The following is a 17,673-nucleotide window of genomic DNA, read 5'->3' on the forward strand; positions in this document are numbered from 1 at the left end:
ATCATGAAGTTATTGCCACTCGCACCGGCGTGTCATGGCAATAACTTCATGATCAACAACGGGGTGGGGGTTAGGCGCCTTCGGTGCGGGTGGCTGGGTGGCGATCGGGGTCGACGGGACGGCGCGGGGTCGGCTGGGACAGGCCCGTACTGAAACGGGTCGAATCCGCCGCGAGGTCCGGGTGTTCCACGTCCAGTGCGAGCGCGGCAGCCTCGTCCAGCCCCAGTTCGGCACCCTCGCCGTACGCGTCGTCGAAGGCCGCGTCGCCCAGCACCGCGCGCAACTCCCCCTGCTGTTCGGCCCAGTAACCGCCGAAGATCCCCGGGGTGGCCCGCATGCTCGCCCGGGTCGCCTGCGCGGCACCGAACAGCCGGGCGGCGGTCAACCGCTCCCCGCCGATCGCACACCGCACCGCGACCGCGTTCAAGGTGTCACACGCCCGGCCGTGGTAGCCGTGGCCCATCCGCGAACGCAACGCCACCAGCAGGTGCTCGTGGGCGGCGATCACATCGCCACGGGCCAACGCGACCATCCCGAGCAACATGTCCACCGAACGCCGGCCGCGCTCCACCGGCCGGGCCGCCTCCACCGGACGCACCGCGCCCAACAGCTCCGCCGCCTCCTCCAGGGCACCTCGCCGCCAGAGCAGCTCCGCCAGACTGAACACCGCGAACAGCGCCTCGCCGACCACGTCCTGCCCGTGCGCCCAGTCGATGACCTCCCGGCACACCCGCTCGGCCTCGACGAACTGCCCCATGTCCACCAGCGGCGCGGCCCGGCCGGCGAGCACCCGGGCCAGCAGACCGGCGTCACCGGCCTGCCGGGCCGCCGCCTCCGCCCGCTGGGAGTAGCGCAGTTCCTCGGCGAACTCGCCGTCGGCGCTCGCGTGCAACGAGTGCATGTGGTACGCCGCCGCCAGCTCAGCCTCCGGGATCCGCTCCCCCGTCTCCGCGATCCGCCCGTACAGCCGGAACAGCCACAGCCGCCCTTCCCGGGCCAGGCCCCGCTCCAGCCACCACTGGTCCAGCCCGCCCGCCAGACCGAGACCGGCGCGGGCGCTGCCGCCGGTGGCGCACCATCGCAGCGCGGCGCGCAGCTCCCCCGCCAGTGGGTCGAGCGAATACAACGACAGCGTCACCGGCCGGCCGTCCTGACCCAGGTGGGCCCGGTCCAACGCGTGGGCCGACCAGGCCACGTGCCGGTCCCGAGCGGCCTGCTCCTCACCCGCCTCGGCCAGCCGCCGCGCCGCGTACGCCCGGATGGGGTCGAGCATCCGGTAGGTGCTGCCGGCGGCCCGCGGCTCGGCCAACACCATCGACTTGTCCACCAGGACCGAGAGCGGGTCCAGCGGATCGTCACCCAGCAGCCACTCCACCGTCTCCAGATCCACCGGGCCGGCGAAGACCGCCAGCCACCGCAGCAGGTGGGCGGCCCGGGGGCCCAGCGTCCGGTACGACCAGGTGACGGTGGCCTGCATGGTCAGATGCCGTTCGGTGGCCGAGCGCTGCACCGCCCGGCTCGCCGGGGTGGGCGGCGACGCCCCGGCCGCCGCCGCGACCAGGTCGACGGTGTCCTGCTGGTTGCCGGACCAGCCCCGCTCCACCGGCGGCGGATCGGGGTCCTCCCGGCCGGCGTCCAGGGTGCCGAGGACATCGTCCAGCCGTTCGGCGAGCTGGCCGACGGAGAGCACCCGCAGCCGGGCGGCGGCCAACTCGATGGCGAGCGGCAGGCCGTCCAGCCGCTGCACCACCCGACGCAGGTCGGCGGACTCGGCCGGGTCCGGCTGCCGCCCGCCGCGCGCCGCCGCCGTGCGGTCCAGCAGCAGCGCCACCGCGTCGCTCTCCGCACCGTCGGCGCGCGGGTCGACCGAGAGCGGCGGAATCCGCCACACCACCTCGCCGGGCAGGCTGAACGACTCACGACTTGTCGCCAGCACCCGCACGCCGCTCCCGCCGGACAGCAACCGCGCGATCACCTCCGCGCAGGCGGCCGGTTGGGTGTCGCAGGTGTCCAGTACGACAAGCATCCGGCGGTTGGCCGCGTACTCGACAAGCGTGTCCAGCATCGGCCGGCCGGGCTCGGGACGCAGGCCCAGCACGGCGGCGATGGCGAACGCCACCAGCCCCGGGTCGGTCACCGAGGCGATGTCGACGAACCAGACCCCGTCCGGGTACGCCTCGACGACTCCGCTGGCCAACTCCACAGCGAGCCGGGTCTTGCCCGCGCCACCCGCGCCCAGCACGGTGACCAGGCGGTGCTGCCGCACCAGCAGGCCCAGCTCGATGCGTTCGGCCTGCCGACCGACGAACGACGTCACCTGGGTGGGCAGGTTGTGCGCCACCGCGTCGGCGGTGCGGGGTCGGGGGAACTGCCGCTCCAGACCCGGGGCGACCAGTTGGAACAGTCGTTCCCGGTCGTCGAAGCCGCGTAGCCGGTGCAGACCGAGGTCGAGCAGTGTCGCACCCGGCGGCATCGGCTCGGCCCGACGTGCGGTGGACGCCGTGCACAGCACCTGCCCGCCGTGCGCGGCGGCGGCCACCCGGGCGGCCCGGTGCACCTCGGGGCTGGCGTACTCGCCGTCGCGCGGCTCGGCGTAGCCGGTGTGCAGGCCCATCCGCACCCGTGGCGCGGCCTCGGCGGTGGGCCAGTCGTGGCTGGCCAGTGCCCGCTGGGCGGTCAGGCACGCGGTCATCGCCGCGGTGGCGTCCTCGAAGGCCAGGAAGAACGAGTCGCCCTCGGTCAGCAGCTCCGCGCCACCGGTGCTGGCCAGCGTGCGGCGCAGCAACCGTCGATGCTCGGCGAGCACCGGGCGGTAGTCCGGACCCAGCAGCTGGGCCAGCCGGGTCGAGCCCTCGATATCGGTGAACACGAAGGTCACCCAACCGCTCGGGAGCTGGATCCGTGGCGACATGCGAGGAACCTCCGCCCGTGACGTCGGGTTCATGCTGCCTGAATTCGAGCGATCACGCATCGTGAGAACGGCCGGGCAGATGCCGCCTCAACGTGCCACTCGGACCCGCTCCCGGCAAGGCCGGACCATCAGGCGGCGGCGAATCGGCCCGATCAGCAGCCGCAGGCCCCGCCGCAACAGCCACCGGCGGCGGGGGCCGGGGCACCACCGGCGGCACCGCCCCGGCCGGTGACCGCGACCGCGGAAAGAAGCTTGACCGTGTCGGCGTGTCCCTGTGGGCAGTTGGCCGGCTCACCGGCCGCCGCCATCGAACGGTTGACCTCGAAGGTGTCGCCGCAGGCGCGGCAGCGGAACTCGTACCGGGGCATGCCACCCAGGGTACGTGGATCTGACGGTTGGCGGAGCATGGGTGATACTCGACAGGTGGTGGACGGCGAGGACGACACGCGTGTGCAACCGTTACGACCGGCCGCGCCGCTGGAGGGGCCACTCGAAGGTTCGGGGGCCGCGCCCGATCCGGTGCGCGCGGTGCCCCGCCCGCGCCGCCCCTGGCTGAGCGGACGTTCGAAGGGCGCGGCGGCCACGCCACCGGCCACTGTGCCCACCCCGCCGACCACGCCCGGGGCCAAGACCGAGGCCCCCAGGACCGAGGCGGCCAAGGCGGCGACGCCCAACCCCGCTGACGCAAAGATCGAAACGGTCAAGGCCGAGGAAGCAAAGGCCGAGGCTGCGAAGGCCGAGACGCCGAAGGCCGACGACGCGAAGACCGGAGCCACCGCCGGTGCGACGGATCTGGCGAAGACCACTGTGGATGAGCTGCCGGCGGTGCCGGCGTCCGGCCCGGCCCGTCGGCGGCGGCGGGTGCAGTTCGCGCACGCGGTACGTGTGCCACCGCGCCAGGCGGCGGCAGCCGCCGCGCGGGCGACCCGGGCCTGGGCCGGCCGGCCCAGTGGTCGGCTGACCCTGCCCGGCGTCTTCCTGCTGGCGCTGGTGGCGGCGACCGCCGCGGCGGGAGCGCTGCTCGTACCGGCCACGATCCGCGCACCGCGTCCGGTGGCGGTGGACGCCTCGGCCGCGCCGGGCGCCGTCGCACCGACGGCGGCACCGTCCGGCCTGCCCACCGGCCCACTACCCACCGGGCCGTTGCCCACCATCCCACTGCCCAGCGGCGGGTTGCCCGGCACCGGGCTGCCGCCCGGCACGGTGACCGGCGGCCGGCCGTCGGACGCCCTGGCCGGATGGGCGCAGCAGGTCGGCGCCAAGGTCGGCGTCCCCGCGATCGCCATGCAGGCGTACGGCTACGCCGAGCTGGTCCTCGCCCAGACCAACCGCAGTTGTGCGCTGAGCTGGACCACGCTGGCCGCGATCGGTCAGGTCGAATCGGGGCACGGCTCGGCCAACGGCGCGCGGTTGGGGCAGGACGGCAAGGCGCTGCCCCCCATCATCGGGCTGCCGTTGGACGGGAAGGAGGGTCGGATGCGGATCATCGACACCGATGGCGGCGCGCTCGACGGGGACAGGACCCTGGACCGCGCCATCGGACCGATGCAGTTCATCCCGACCACCTGGCAGGAGATCGGCGCGGACGCCGACAACGACGGCCGCAAGGACCCGCACGATCTGGACGACGCCGCCCTGGCAGCGGGAAATTACCTCTGCAAGGGCGGTCGGAACCTCAGCATCCCGGGCGACTGGTGGAACGCGATCCTCTCCTACAACGATGTACGGCGCTACGCCCAGGACGTCTACGACACCGCGAACCGGTACGGACGGGCCAGTCGGTCATGAAGTGATCGTCTCGATACGTTGGAGAACTGGACACTTCCCCCAGGCCTCTGTTAGCGGCAAGCTAGACGGGTGATGGTGCGCGAGTGGGACCCCAGGACCGCGTCGTCCGCCGAGATCGCGTCGCTGTTGGCCACGCTGAACGCGGTCCTGGCGGCTGATCTGCCGCAGGACCCGCCCTGGCGGGAGACTTCGCTGCGGGAATACCTCGCCGAGGTGATGCCCGGCGAGCGGCGGATCTCCTGGATCGCCCAGGCCGAGCCGACCGCTGCGGGCAACACGGGCGAGGTGCTCGGCCAGGTGCACGTCCTCCTTCTGGGTGACATCGGTGTTCTCGAGGTGCTGGTGCACCCGTCCGTGCGGCGCACCGGCCTCGGCCGTGACCTGGTGTTGCGGGCCGCCCGCCGGGTCTACCAGGAGGGCTTCCAGTCGATCGGGGTCGAGGTCGTCGGCGACACGCCCGCCGTCGGGTTCTACGAGTCGCTCGGCTTCAACCGGGAGTACGTGGAGACCCGCAGCGTGCTCGACCTGACCGCGGTGGACTGGGCCGAGCTGGCCGAGATGGCCACCGGCATCAGCGCGGGCTACCAGGTGGAGTTCTTCCCGGGCGGGCCGCCGGACGACCTGCTCGAGGCGTACGCGCGGGCCAAGGCCGAGGTGCGCGACGTCGACGACGGCGAGTTGCGCCCCAGCTCGTACGACCCGGAGCGGCTGCGCGACAGCCTCGACACGCTGCACCGGCGGGGCATGAAGCCGTACATCGTGCTCGCCCGGCACGAGCAGAGCGGCGAGGTGGCCGGCCTGACCGAGGTGGTGGTGCCGGCGCAGCACCCGACCCGCGCCGACCAGTACGACACGATCGTCGCGCAGGATCACCGGGGCTACGGCATCGACCGGGCGATCAAGGCCAGGATGCTGTTGGAGCTGCGTTCCGCCGAGCCGGAGCTGATCGAGGTGCAGACCTGGAACGCCCAGGCCAACGAGGCCATGCTCAAGGTCAACGCGGAGCTGGGCTACCGGCCGGACCGGGACTGGTGCGAATACAGCGTCGACGTCGCTGAGCTGGTGCACCGCCTCGATCCGCCACGGTGAGGAATTCACGAAACTGTCCATTAGGGGATGGACGGTGGACAGTCGCGCACCTTAACGTGCGTTGACCCCGTCCACCCATCGTGGAGGCCCTATGCGCCCGCGCCGCTCAATCGCCGCGCTCGCGACCGCCACCGTCGCCGTGACTGTCACGGCGCTCGGCGTCGCACCCACCGCGGCCAGCGCCGCGCCCACCGACCTGTTCATCTCGGAGTACGTCGAGGGTTCGTCGAACAACAAGGCGATCGAGCTGTTCAACGGCACCGGTTCCGCCATCGACCTGACCGCCGGCGGCTACCAGTTGCAGCTCTACTTCAACGGCTCCACCACGGCGACCACCATCGCCCTGACCGGCAGCGTCGCGGCCGGCGACGCGTTCGTGTTCGCCAGCGCCTCGGCCGGGTCCGCCGTCCTCGCCCAGGCCGATCAGACCACCGGGGCGAGCCTCTTCAACGGCGACGACGCGATCGTGCTGCGCCGGGGCAGCACGGTGCTCGACTCGATCGGGCAGGTGGGCGTCGACCCGGGCACCGAGTGGGGTGCCGGCGTCACCAGCACCGCTGACAACACCCTGCGCCGGATGCCGAACGTGACCGCCGGTGACACCGACCCGTCGGACGCGTTCGACCCCGCCGCCCAGTGGGCCGGTTTCCCCGTCGACACGTTCGACGGGCTGGGCGCGCACACCGTCGACGACGGCGGCCCGGTCGACGTACCGGCCACGCTGACCTGCGGCGGCGCACTTGTCACCGCCGCCGGCACGGCGGCGAGCCGGGAGGTGACCGGCACCGACCCGGACGACACGATCGTCGACCTGGCGGTGACAGCGGTCAGCCCGACGCCGACCACCGGCTCGATCACCCGTACCGCGTTCACCCCGGCCGACGGGGTGGGCGGCACCGCCCGCGCCACTGTCGGGGTGAGCGCCGATCTCGCCGCCGGGGCGTACACCGTCACCCTCACCGCGACCGACGCGGGCGGTGGCACCGCCAGCTGCGCGCTGGCCGTGCAGGTGACCCGGGAGCTGACCGTCGGCGAGGTGCAGGGTCCGACCACCGACACCGAGTCCGGGCCCGCCGACCGGTCACCGCTCGCGCCGGCGAGCGGCAACGGCACGAGCAGCACGATGTACGACGTCCGCGGCGTGATCACCCAGTTGACCCTGGCCCGCACCTCGGCCGGGGCGGATCAGCACGGGTTCTTCCTGCAGAGCCGCGTTGGTGACACCGACGGCGACCCGACCAGTTCCGACGGGATCTTCGTGTTCATGGGCGCGTTCACCTCGCTGATCGGCGGTTACGTGCCGACGGTCGGCGACGAGGTCGTGCTGCGGGCCCGGGTGTCGGAGTACTACAACTTCACCCAGCTCTCCGGTGCGTCGCTGGTCCGCCGGATCGGCGGTGGCCTGGCCGTGGACACGGCTGTCGCGGTGACCGACGCGGTCCCGCCGGCCGTGCTGACCGACGCGCAGCGCTTCTGGGAGCGGCACGAGGGCTCCCGGATGCGGGTCCGCGCGGGCAGCGGCGCGGTGAGCGGCCGGGACGTCTTCTCCTCCACCGCCGACGCGGAGCTGTGGGTGGTCGACCGTGACGACCCGCTGTTGGACCGCGCCGACCCGTACTCCCGGCGGGTCTTCCGCGACTCGCACCCGCTGGACAACGACCCGACCCGCCGCTTCGACGACGGCAACGGCCAGCGGACGCTGCTCGGCAGCATGGGCGTGAAGGCCACCGCCGGGGACAGCGCCGCGCTGCTCCCGCCGGCGCACACCTTCGACACGCTGCGGGCGGACGCGGTGGGCGGGGTCTACTACTCGTTCGAGAAGTACGGCGTCCAGGTCGAGCGGGCGGAGTTCGCCGCCGGGGCCGACCCGTCGAAGAACAACCCGCCCAAGCCGGCCGACCGGTCCCAGGAGGTGGCGGTGGCCACCTACAACGTGGAGAACCTGTACGACTACCGGGACGACCCGTTCGACGGCTGCGACTTCACCGGTAACGCCGGCTGCCCGGGCGTCACCCCGCCGTTCGACTACGTCCCGGGCAGCGAGGCGGAGTACCGCGAGCAGTTGGCCGCGCTCGCCGACCAGATCGTCAAGGATCTACACGCGCCGGACCTGATCCTGGTTCAGGAGGCTGAGGATCAGGACATCTGCACGGTCTCCGGGGCCGCGTTGAGCTGCGGCGACACCAACAACGCCGACGGCGCTCCGGACAGCATCCAGGAGTTGGCGCTCACGGTGGCGGCGGCGGGTGGGCCCGCGTACGCCGCTGCGTATGACCGCACCGGCGCGGACGCCCGCGGTATCACCGCTGCGTTCCTGTACCGCACGGACCGGGTGTCGCTGGCCGCCGCGACGGCGAACGACCCGCTGTTGGGCTCGGCACCGACCGTTCAGTACCGGGCTCCGGGCCTGCCGGCCAACGCCGACGTGCAGAACCCGAAGGCCCTCAACGCGGTGTTGCCGTCGGATGTGGACACCTCGACCGGCCGGGACGGGAACAACGTCTTCACCCGTGCCCCGCAGTTGGGCAAGTTCAGCGTTGCCGCCGCGCCGGGTTCCGCCGAGCGGTTCACCCTGTACGCGCTCAGCAACCACTACTCGTCCGGGCCGGACAGCCGGGTCGGGCAGCGGCGGGAGCAGGCGCGCTACGGTGCGGCGATCGTCACCGCGATCGAGGCGGCCGACGGGTCCGCCCGGGTGGTCTACGGCGGGGACCTGAACGTCTTCCCCCGCCCGGACGATCCGATCGCGACGGGTGACCAGCCCACGCCGTCGGACCAGCTCGCCCCGCTGTACGAGGCGGGTCTGCACAACCTGTGGGACAACCTCGTCGCCGAGGTGCCGTCCTCCGCCTACTCGTACAGTTTCGAGGGGCAGGCGCAGACGCTGGACCACCTGTTCGTCAACGACGCGTTCTACGGCGACCTGGTGCAGGTGCGGGCGGCGCACATCAACGCCGACTGGCCGGCGGAGTTCACCGGCGACGGGTCACGTGGTTCCAGTGACCACGACCCGCAGGTGGCCCGGTTCCGGTCCCGTGCGTCGTTGACAGTGGCCGACGCGACGGTGGTCGAAGGCGACCAGGGCACCCGGCAGCTCACCTTCACCGCCACCGTGTCGCGGCCGTTGTCGCAGCCGGTGCTGCTCTGCGCGGCCACCGTCGGCCTCACCGCGCAGGCCGGCTCGGACTTCGACCCGTACGCCGGCTGCACGGCGCTGGCCGCCGGGCAGACGTCGGTGGCCTTCCCGGTGACGGTGCGCGGTGACCGCAAGCGGGAGGCGGACGAGAGGTTGACGCTGTTGGTGGCAGGCGTGCCCGGCCTGCGGCTGGCCGACCCACTCGCGACTGGAACGATCACCAACGACGACTGATCGTGGAAGGTGGTCGACGACGGCCCGCCGTCCCGAATGGGGTACGGCGGGCCGTCGTCCATCCTGCGTCACGGGTACCGCCATCGCTGTGGCGGCGGCGGGTCACCGCGGTGCCTGGCTACCCGCACCTCCCATTGGCTGCGCCGACGCATCGCGTCCCGGACCTCCCGGTTGCGGTAGAACGTCTCGGGCGGGCGGGCCAGCCCGTAGATGTCCGCCCACCACTCCCCCGGCTCGGGGTCGAGAATGGTGTCCAGGTGCGACGGGTAGCGGCGGCCCGCACCGTCACGTGTGTCTTCCCAGTCCCGCATCGGTCTGAGCACCCGGCCGAACTCGTCGACGACGGCCAGCCGACATCCGACGACCCCGATGATCCGGCGGAGCAGCTCAATGCTCGGAGCCGTCCGACCGGCTTCGATGCGGCCGATGGTCGCGTGGTGCACCCCCGCCCACCGGGCCAGCTCACGTTGGCTCAGGTCGGCGTGACGACGGACCGCCCGGACGATGCCAACGACCGGCCACGGGGTGTCGGAGGGCTCGCTGAGTATGACTTTCCGCTGCACGACGCTGGGGTTCCAACCGTCGGAGATCCAGCTGGCGGCGCTGGTGGCTCCTGCATCCGGGGATGTCGGTGAGTCGTCCATGCCGCCACCGTCCCGGCTCGCTCCGTTCCTCGCAGTCCCGTTTGGCGGGCCTGTGGACAACGGAAGGGCCTGTGGACAACCGGACGCCCGTCGCCGCAGGGTGGTAGGCAGCACGTCCTCATCGCAAGGGAGCAGAGACCAAACCTCTAACCAATCGCCTTTGCTCTGCACCCCGATAAGCACCGGTCACGGTCCGTAGCCGTCGCATCCGCGGGTGCAGAGCAAAGGTAGGCACGGAGGTGTCAAGGCCCGGGATCTACCGGACGAGACCGCGTCGGGATTAGCGATCTGCCAAACGAGAGGGCATCGGGGGACCAGTCGTCAAGGTCACGCCCGGTGCCTGCGTCCCCCCGCGCGCCACGACTGGGGCGCGGTCAGCCCATGGTCGCGAGCGGGGCCGCTCAGTAACGCTGGCGCAGCAGACCGGCGGCCTCGACGGCCCAGTAGGTGAGGATGACCTGCGCGCCGGCCCGCTTGATCGAGGTGAGGGTTTCCAACATCACCCGCTCCCGGTCGATCCAGCCGTTGGCGGCGGCCGCCTCGACCATGGCGTACTCGCCGGAGACCTGGTAGGCGGCGACCGGGACGTCCACAGCGGCCCGCACCGCCGACACCACGTCGAGGTAGGGCAGCGCCGGCTTCACCATCACCAGGTCGGCGCCCTCGGCGACGTCGAGCGCGACCTCGCGCAGCGACTCCCGCAGGTTGGCCGGGTCCTGCTGGTAGGTGCGCCGGTCGCCCTCCAGCGCCGACTCCACCGCCTCACGGAACGGGCCGTAGAACGCGGAGGCGTACTTCACGGCGTACGCCAGCACGGAAACGTCCTGGTACCCGGCGGCGTCGAGGGCCCGGCGTACCACGCCGACCTGGCCGTCCATCATCCCGGACGGCCCGACCATGCCGACCCCCGCGGCGGCCTGGGCCACCGCCATCTCGGCGTACGCGGCCAGGGTGGAGTCGTTGTCGACATCGCCGTCGGGGGTGAGCAGCCCACAGTGCCCGTGCGAGGTGAACTCGTCGAGGCACAGGTCGCTCATCACGACGGTGGCGTCACCCACCTCGGCGACCACGTCCCGGATGGCGACGTTGAGGATGCCGTCCGGGTCGATGCCACCGGAGCCGGTCGGGTCCCGCTGTTCCGGTACGCCGAAGAGCATGATCCCGCCGACACCGGCCTGGACGGCCTCGACCGCCGCCTTGCGCAGCGAGTCCCGGGAGTGCTGGAGCACCCCCGGCAGCGACGAGATGGCCCGGGGCTCGGTGAGCCCTTCCTTGACGAACATCGGCACGACCAGCTCGGCCGGGTCGACCCGGGTCTCGGACACCAGGCGGCGGACCGCCGGGGTGCGGCGCAGCCGGCGGGGCCGGATCTCGGGGTACGACATGGAAGGGCCTCCTCGAACGACTACCGGAAGCGCAGGGCGGTCGGGCCCTGAACCTTCGAGCCACGGCGCTGCTTGGCCGGCATGGCGGCCAGCTTCTCGCGCAGCTCGACGGCGTAGGCGGCGAGCGCCTCCACCAGGTCGGGCACCGAGGCGTGCGGCGGCTGGACGTCGACCCGCAGGCCGAACTCCGTCGCGGTCTCCGCCGTCTTGGGCCCAATGACGGCAACAACGGTCCGGGCGTGCGGCTTCCCGGCGATACCGACCAGGTTGCGCACGGTGGAGGACGAGGTGAAGAGCACCGCGTCGAAGCCACCCGACTTGATCGCGTCGCGGATCTCGGCGGGCGGCGGCGCGGCCCGCACCGTCCGGTACGCGGTCACGTCGTCGACCTCCCAGCCGCGCTCGGTGAGCCCGGCGGCGAGCGTCTCGGTGGCGATGTCGGCGCGCGGCAGCAGCACCCGGCCGACCGGGTCGAGGATCTCGTCGTGCGGCGAGAACTCGGCCAGCAGACCCTCGGAGGACTGCTCGCCGGCGGGGATCAGCTCCGGCTGGATGCCGAACGCGCGGACCGCGTCCGCCGTGGCCTCACCGATGCAGGCGATCTTGACGCCGCCGAAATGCCGGGCGTCGAGGCCGTGCTCGGCGAACTTCTCCCAGACCGCGCGGACCGCGTTCACCGACGTGAAGATCACCCAGGCGTACCGGCCGTCGACCAGGCCCTTGACCGCCCGCTCCATCTGCGCCGGGGTGCGCGGCGGCTCGACCGCGATGGTCGGCACCTCGCACGGGATCGCCCCGTAGGCGCGCAGCCGGGCGCTCATCGCGCCGGCCTGCTCCTTGGTGCGGGGTACGAGCACCTTCCAGCCGTACAGCGGGCGGTTCTCCCACCAGCTCAGCTTGTCGCGCTGCCCCACCCCGACACCGACGGTGAGCACCACCCGGCCGGTGAAGCCGAGCGCGGCGGCCACGAAGCTGTCCACCGTCGACGTGGTCGTGTACTGAGTCTCGCCGGTGCCGTCGCCGGTCACCCCGACACCGGTGGTGCCGTCGACCCCGGCGGCGAGCAGCCCGTCCCGGACGGCGGCGAGGTCACCGGCGTCCACGGCGAGCGCGAGCGAGCCCCGGCCGACCGCCGTGGCCAGCGCCTCGAAGTCCAGCGCGCTGACGTCCTCGACGTCGGCGGCGGTACGCACACCCGGCAGCGGGACCCCGGCGTAGGTGGCCACACCCTCGGCCTGGCCGACGCCCGGCACCACCTCGAAGTGGGCGGCGGTGCGGGCCACCGCCTGCACCTCCTTGACCACCGAGTCGTGCCCGAACGGGTCGCCGGCGACCAGGTGCACCGCGTTCAGCCCGGAGCGGGCCGCGGAGATCAGCACCTTCGCCACGTCCCCCGGCGCGCCCTCGGCCGGGGTGAACTCGGCATCGTCCCTGGCCTCGGCGCGCACGACGGCGAGCAACGACTCGGGGACTCCCCGGTCGTAGATCACCTGGTCGGCGTCGACCAGGGCGTCGTGGGCCCGACGGGTCAGCAGGCCCGGGTCACCGGGGCCAGCCCCGACGAACGCGATACGGCCGACGGGCTTACGGGTGCGGGTCATTCTGTGCTCCCAAATTGCTGGGTCCCCGGGCCGGTGTGTCCTTCGTGGCCGAGGATCGAGTCGGCGCCGAGGTCGAGGAGTTCGGCGGCGAGTGCCTTACCGATCTCCGCCGCGTCGGCGGGCGTTCCGGTGCGGGACAGCCGGAGGTCACGAGTGCCGTCCGGGCTGATCACCGCCCCGCGCAGGTAGATCTCATCGCCGGTCTCGCCTTCGGCGAGTTCGGCATAGGCGGCGACGGGTGCGCTGCACCCGGCCTCCAGGGTTGCCAGAAACGCGCGTTCCGCGGTGACCGCGGCACGCGACGGTGCGTGGTCGAGCAGCGCGAGCAGCCCGACCAGGTCCTGGTCGTCGACCCGGCACTCCACGGCCAGCGCACCCTGGGCGGGGGCGGGCAGCATCAGCATCGGGTCCAACGTCTCGGTGATCGCGTCGGTCCGGCCGATGCGGGCCAGACCGGCCCGGGCCAGGACGATCGCGTCGAGGTCGGCGTCCGGACCGAGCACCCGCCCCAGGCGGGTGTCGATGTTGCCGCGGATCGGGGTGACCTCCAGTTGCAGGCCGAGGGCGTGCAGCTGGGCGATCCGGCGCAGCGCGCCGGTGCCCACCGTGGCGCCGGGCGGCAGCTCGGCGAGGGTGCGGCCGTCGCGGGCCACCAACGCGTCGCGCGGGTCCTGCCGGGCCGGCACCGCCGCGATGTGCAGCCCGCCGGCACCGGCCGTGGGCAGGTCCTTGTACGAGTGCACCGCGAAGTCGATCGTCCCGGCGGTGAGCGCGTCGCGCAGGGCGGAGACGAACACCCCGACGCCCAGCCGGTGCACCGGCGCGGTGGAGCGGTCGCCCGCGGTGACCACCTCGACCAGCTCGACCGGGCGGCCGGTGGCGGCGGTCACCGCCTCGGCGACCTGGCCGGACTGGGCCATCGCCAGGGTGCTGCCCCGGGTGCCGAGGCGCAGGGGGGCGGTCATCGCGCACCTCCGGTTGGTGGGGTCGGTTCGGCGGTGTCGGCAGCGGACACCGGGCCGGTGCCGGGGAGCGCCAGGCCGAGGTCGGGGGTCAGCACGTCGGGGACGGTGTCGACCGGCGAGGTCTGCGGCACCTCCAGGTCGAACAGCTCGCGCAGCAGTGCGGCGTACTGGTCGCCGCCGGGCTCCGCGGCCAGCTGGCGGACCTTGACGGTGGGCTGGTGCAGCAGCCGTTGCACGACCCGGTGCACGGTGCGGGCCACCTCGGCCCGCAGGTCGTCGCCGAGGTCGGGGCGGCGCTGCGCCAGCCGGCGCAGCTCGGCGCTGACCACGTCGTCGGCCCGGCCACGCAGCGCGGCCACGGTGGGCGCCACGTCGGCGCCGCGCAACCAGGTGAGGAAGCCCTCCACCTCGCCGAGCACGATGCGTTCGACGGCTGCGGCGTCGGCGGCCGCCGGACCGTCGGCGAGCAGCCCCGCCATCCGGTCGATGTCGATCACCTCGACGCCGGGCAGCTCGGCGACGCCCTCCTCGACGTCGCGCGGGACGGCCAGGTCGAGCAGGACCAGCGGGCCCCGGGCCGGGTCGCGTTCGGCCAGCGCCGTGGTGACCACCGCCCGGGTGAGGACCGGTTCAGTGGACGCGGTGGCGGCCACTACGATGTCCACTGTGGAGAGGGTGTCGGCCAGCTCGGTCATCGGCGCGGCGCTCGCCCCGTACGACTCGGCGAGGCGGACGGCCCGGTCGGCACCCCGGTTGCTGACGATGAGCGGCCCGGCGCCCAGCCGGGACAGCGTGGCCACCCCGAGCGAACCCATCGCGCCAGCGCCGACCACCAGGGCCGGTCGGCCGACGAGGTCGCCGTCGAAGTGCCCGGCGGCCAGCTCCAGCGCGGCGGTGACGACGCTCTGGCCGGCCCGGTCGATGCCGGTCTCGGCGTGTGCCCGCTTGCCGACCCGCAGCGCCTGCTGCATGAGCTCGTGCAGCAGCCGGCCGGCCGAGTCGGCGCCGGTGGCCCAGTGGTACGCGTCACGCAGCTGGCCGAGGATCTGCGCCTCGCCCACCACCATCGAGTCCAGACCGGTGGCGACCCGGAAGACGTGGTCCACGGCAGCGGTGTCGTAGTGCACGTACAGGTGGCTGGCGAGCGCCGTCGGCGAGCTGCCGGCCTGCTCGGCCAGCACGGCGCAGATGTCGCCGAGCCCACCGTGGAAACCGGACACGGCGGCGTACACCTCCACCCGGTTGCAGGTGGAGACGATCACCGCCTCGGCCACGTACGGCTGGGCGACCAGGCGGTCCAGGGTGCGGGTCAGGTCGGCGGGGGGCACGGCCAGCTGCTCCAGCGTGGCGACCGGGGCGGTCCGGTAGGACGCGCCGACGACAAGCAGTTTCACGTGCCGATCGCCTCCTGGGTGTCGGTGGCCGCGAACCCGCCGGGCAGGGCGGTGAGAGCGGACCCGCCGGTGGCGGGCAGCGCGGTCAGCGACGCCTTGCGGTGCTCGTGGAAGGACAGAATCTGCAGCTCGATGGCGAGGTCGACCTTGCGCACGTCGACCCCCTCCGGCACCGAGAGTACGCACGGCGCGAAGTTGAGGATGCTCGTCACGCCGACGGCGACCAGTTGGTCGGCGACCTGCTGGGCGGCGGCGGCCGGGGTGGCGATCACGCCGATCGCCAGGGATTCCTCGGCGGCGACCGTCGGCAGGTCGTCGACATGCCGGACCACCAGGCCGTTGATCTCCTCACCGACCCGGGAGGGATCGGCGTCGAGCAGTGCGGCGATCCGGAAGCCTCGGCTGGCGAAGCCGTCGTAGCCGGCCAGAGCGTGACCGAGATTACCCACGCCGACCAGGGCGACAGCCCGGCGTTGGGTGAGCCCGAGCACATACTCGATCTGCTCGATCAGCAGCGCGACGTCGTAGCCGACGCCCCGGGTGCCGTATGAGCCGAGGTGCGAGAGGTCCTTGCGGAGCTTGGCGGAGTTGACCCCGGCGGCGGCGGAGAGGCCTTCGCTGGAGACCGTCTCGTGCCCGGTGTCGGCCAGGTTGTGCAGCGCGCGCAGGTACTCCGGGAGCCGAGCGACGGTCGCCTCGGGCAGGTCCGGGAGCGCCGGTACGGCACCGGCGCGGCCGGGCGCGCCTGGGTGACGGTGCTGACTCATGAGACTCCGTGCGGTGCGATCCTCGGCCAACTCCGCTGGTCGGCCGTTTGTGGACTCCCGCTGGCGACCGAGATTGCCGGCTGTGCTAGCAGGGCGCGTCGGAGTCACAGCGTAGGCGCTTGTGAAGACGTGCACAAATCGCGATCTTGCCGCTGCGTGGCGCGACAGCACCAGCACCTCCATCCCACAAGATCGATTGAACGGCCTGGTCCGCTCACCGCCGGGGCGATTATTGCTCAATCCCGACTTCTCTGACCAATCCCGCGCCGGCCCTGTCCCGGGTCGTCCCGGCGGTGGTAGGGGCAGCACTACGGAGGAGAGGCCGGGTTTCGGGATGGGGACACCGGGCCCGGCTGCCTAGCCTTTGGGCATGACCGCCGTTGCCGCCACCAGCGACCGACCGACGCTGGCACCGAGCATCCCCCGCCAACTCTTCGTCGACTCCGGGTACGTGGTGCTCGGCCTGCCCCTGGCGGTGGCCAGCTTCGTCCTCCTCGTCGTCGGCCTCGCGGTCGGCATCGGCCTGGTGGTCACGGTGATCGGCTTACCGATCCTCAGTGGCACCCTGTACGCCGCCCGTGGGATGGCCGACGTCGAGCGGCTGCGGCTGCCCGCGGTGCTCCACCAACCCCGGATCCGGCCGCACTACCGGCTGCCCGAGGCCGGCGCGAACGCCTGGCGGCGGATCTTCGTGCCGATCCGGGACGCCCAGTCCTGGCTCGACCTGGCACACGGCATCCTGCGGCTGATCACGGCGGTGGGCACCTTCGTGGTGACGGTGTCCTGGTGGGCCGCGGCCATCACCGGCTCGCTCTACTGGGCGTACGACTGGGCGCTGCCCCGGGCCGACGGCGAGGGTGACCAGGACCTGGCGCAGCTGCTCGGCCTGGGCGACTCGACCACCGCCCGGATCGGCCTGTACACCGCGCTCGGGGTGTTCTTCCTGATCACCCTGCCGATCGTGGTGCGGGGCTGCGCACTGCTGCAGGCCAGCTTCGCCAAGGCCATGCTGACCGGGGTGGCCGAGATGCGCGACCGGATCACCGTGCTGGAGGAGCAGAAGCGGGCCGCGGTGTCCGCCGAGGCCTCCGCGCTACGCCGGCTGGAACGGGACATCCACGACGGGCCCCAGCAGCGCCTGGTCCGGCTGGCCATGGACCTCAGCCGAGCCCGGATGCAGCTCTCCTCGGACCCGGAGGCGGCCGGGCGCACCATCGACGAGGCGGTCACCCAGACCCGGGACACGCTGGCCGAGCTGCGGGCGCTGTCCCGGGGCATCGCGCCGCCGATCCTGGTCGACCGGGGTCTGCCCAGCGCCTTGGCGGCGCTCGCCGGGCGCGGGCTGATCCCGATCGAGCTCCAGGTGGACCCGCAGCTCGGCACCCCCTCCGGGCGGCTCGACCCGGCGGTGGAGAACACCGCGTACTTCGTGGTGTCCGAGGCGCTCACCAACGTCGCCAAGCACAGCCGGGCCACGGAGGCCACGGTGGCCGTGGTCCGGCAGGGCACCCACCTGCAGGTACGGGTGGGCGACGACGGGCAGGGCGGGGCGCACCTGGCCAAGGGCCACGGGCTGGCCGGCATCGCCGACCGGGTCCGGGCCGCCGGTGGCGAACTCGTGGTGGTCAGCCCGGCCGGCGGCCCCACCGAGATCCGCGCCGAGCTGCCCCTGTGAGCGCGAGGAGTGAGCCGGGTTTGCGAGCCCCGCAGTCGCGAACAAAGGAAATGCTGTGAGCGGTCCCGACGGGCCGGACGTGGT

Annotated in this window: 12 protein-coding genes; 4 read left to right on the top strand and 8 right to left on the bottom strand. The window is 72.9% G+C overall.

All coding sequences use genetic code 11. The features are described from left to right. Nucleotides 1-70: 70 nt before the first annotated feature. Nucleotides 71-2,911: an adenylate/guanylate cyclase domain-containing protein gene (locus QCZ28_RS30550; RefSeq protein WP_279519855.1), complete on the bottom strand. Its 2,841-nt coding sequence runs from the start codon at nt 2,909-2,911 to the stop codon at nt 71-73. 152 nt (nt 2,912-3,063) lie between these two features. Next, nucleotides 3,064-3,279: a zinc ribbon domain-containing protein gene (locus QCZ28_RS30555; protein ID WP_279519856.1), complete on the bottom strand. Its 216-nt coding sequence runs from the start codon at nt 3,277-3,279 to the stop codon at nt 3,064-3,066. A 55-nt stretch (nt 3,280-3,334) separates the two neighbouring features. On the opposite strand from QCZ28_RS30555, the gene QCZ28_RS30560 reads away from it, so the two are divergent. From QCZ28_RS30560 to QCZ28_RS30570, 3 genes are all read left to right on the top strand, one after another. Next, the gene (locus QCZ28_RS30560) at nt 3,335-4,699 is read left to right on the top strand and encodes a lytic murein transglycosylase (protein ID WP_279519890.1); all 1,365 of its coding nucleotides are present in this window, start codon (nt 3,335-3,337) and stop codon (nt 4,697-4,699) included. 72 nt (nt 4,700-4,771) lie between these two features. Then, a complete protein-coding gene (locus tag QCZ28_RS30565) occupies nt 4,772-5,788 on the top strand; it encodes a GNAT family N-acetyltransferase (RefSeq protein ID WP_279519891.1) in 1,017 nt (338 codons plus the stop codon). Nucleotides 5,789-5,879: 91 nt separating this feature from the next. Beyond that, a complete protein-coding gene (locus QCZ28_RS30570) occupies nt 5,880-9,158 on the top strand; it encodes a lamin tail domain-containing protein (RefSeq protein WP_279519857.1) in 3,279 nt (1,092 codons plus the stop codon). Between the two features lie 68 nt (nt 9,159-9,226). On the opposite strand, the gene QCZ28_RS30575 is transcribed toward QCZ28_RS30570, so the two are convergent. From QCZ28_RS30575 to QCZ28_RS30600, 6 genes are all read right to left on the bottom strand, one after another. Next, entirely contained in the window at nt 9,227-9,802 is a 576-nt protein-coding gene (locus QCZ28_RS30575; protein WP_279519858.1) for a helix-turn-helix transcriptional regulator, read from the bottom strand. 401 nt (nt 9,803-10,203) lie between these two features. Next, nucleotides 10,204-11,187, bottom strand: coding sequence for a porphobilinogen synthase (gene hemB / locus QCZ28_RS30580; protein WP_279519859.1), 984 nt, complete (start codon nt 11,185-11,187; stop codon nt 10,204-10,206). A gap of 20 nt (nt 11,188-11,207) precedes the next feature. Continuing rightward, entirely contained in the window at nt 11,208-12,788 is a 1,581-nt protein-coding gene (locus QCZ28_RS30585) for a uroporphyrinogen-III synthase (protein WP_124819086.1), read from the bottom strand. Then, a complete protein-coding gene (gene hemC, locus QCZ28_RS30590; protein WP_279519860.1) occupies nt 12,785-13,753 on the bottom strand; it encodes a hydroxymethylbilane synthase in 969 nt (322 codons plus the stop codon). The genes QCZ28_RS30585 and hemC overlap by 4 nt, the downstream gene beginning before the upstream one ends. Further along, nucleotides 13,750-15,147, bottom strand: a complete 1,398-nt coding sequence (locus QCZ28_RS30595; protein ID WP_030329748.1) for a glutamyl-tRNA reductase — start codon at nt 15,145-15,147, stop codon at nt 13,750-13,752. The genes hemC and QCZ28_RS30595 overlap by 4 nt, the downstream gene beginning before the upstream one ends. After that, a complete protein-coding gene (locus tag QCZ28_RS30600; protein ID WP_030329747.1) occupies nt 15,144-15,914 on the bottom strand; it encodes a redox-sensing transcriptional repressor Rex in 771 nt (256 codons plus the stop codon). The genes QCZ28_RS30595 and QCZ28_RS30600 overlap by 4 nt, the downstream gene beginning before the upstream one ends. A gap of 370 nt (nt 15,915-16,284) precedes the next feature. On the opposite strand from QCZ28_RS30600, the gene QCZ28_RS30605 reads away from it, so the two are divergent. Further along, a complete protein-coding gene (locus QCZ28_RS30605; RefSeq protein WP_279519861.1) occupies nt 16,285-17,589 on the top strand; it encodes a sensor histidine kinase in 1,305 nt (434 codons plus the stop codon). Nucleotides 17,590-17,673: the final 84 nt, after the last annotated feature.

Source organism: Micromonospora sp. DH14 (genome assembly GCF_029809455.1).
GTDB lineage: Bacteria > Actinomycetota > Actinomycetes > Mycobacteriales > Micromonosporaceae > Micromonospora > Micromonospora parva.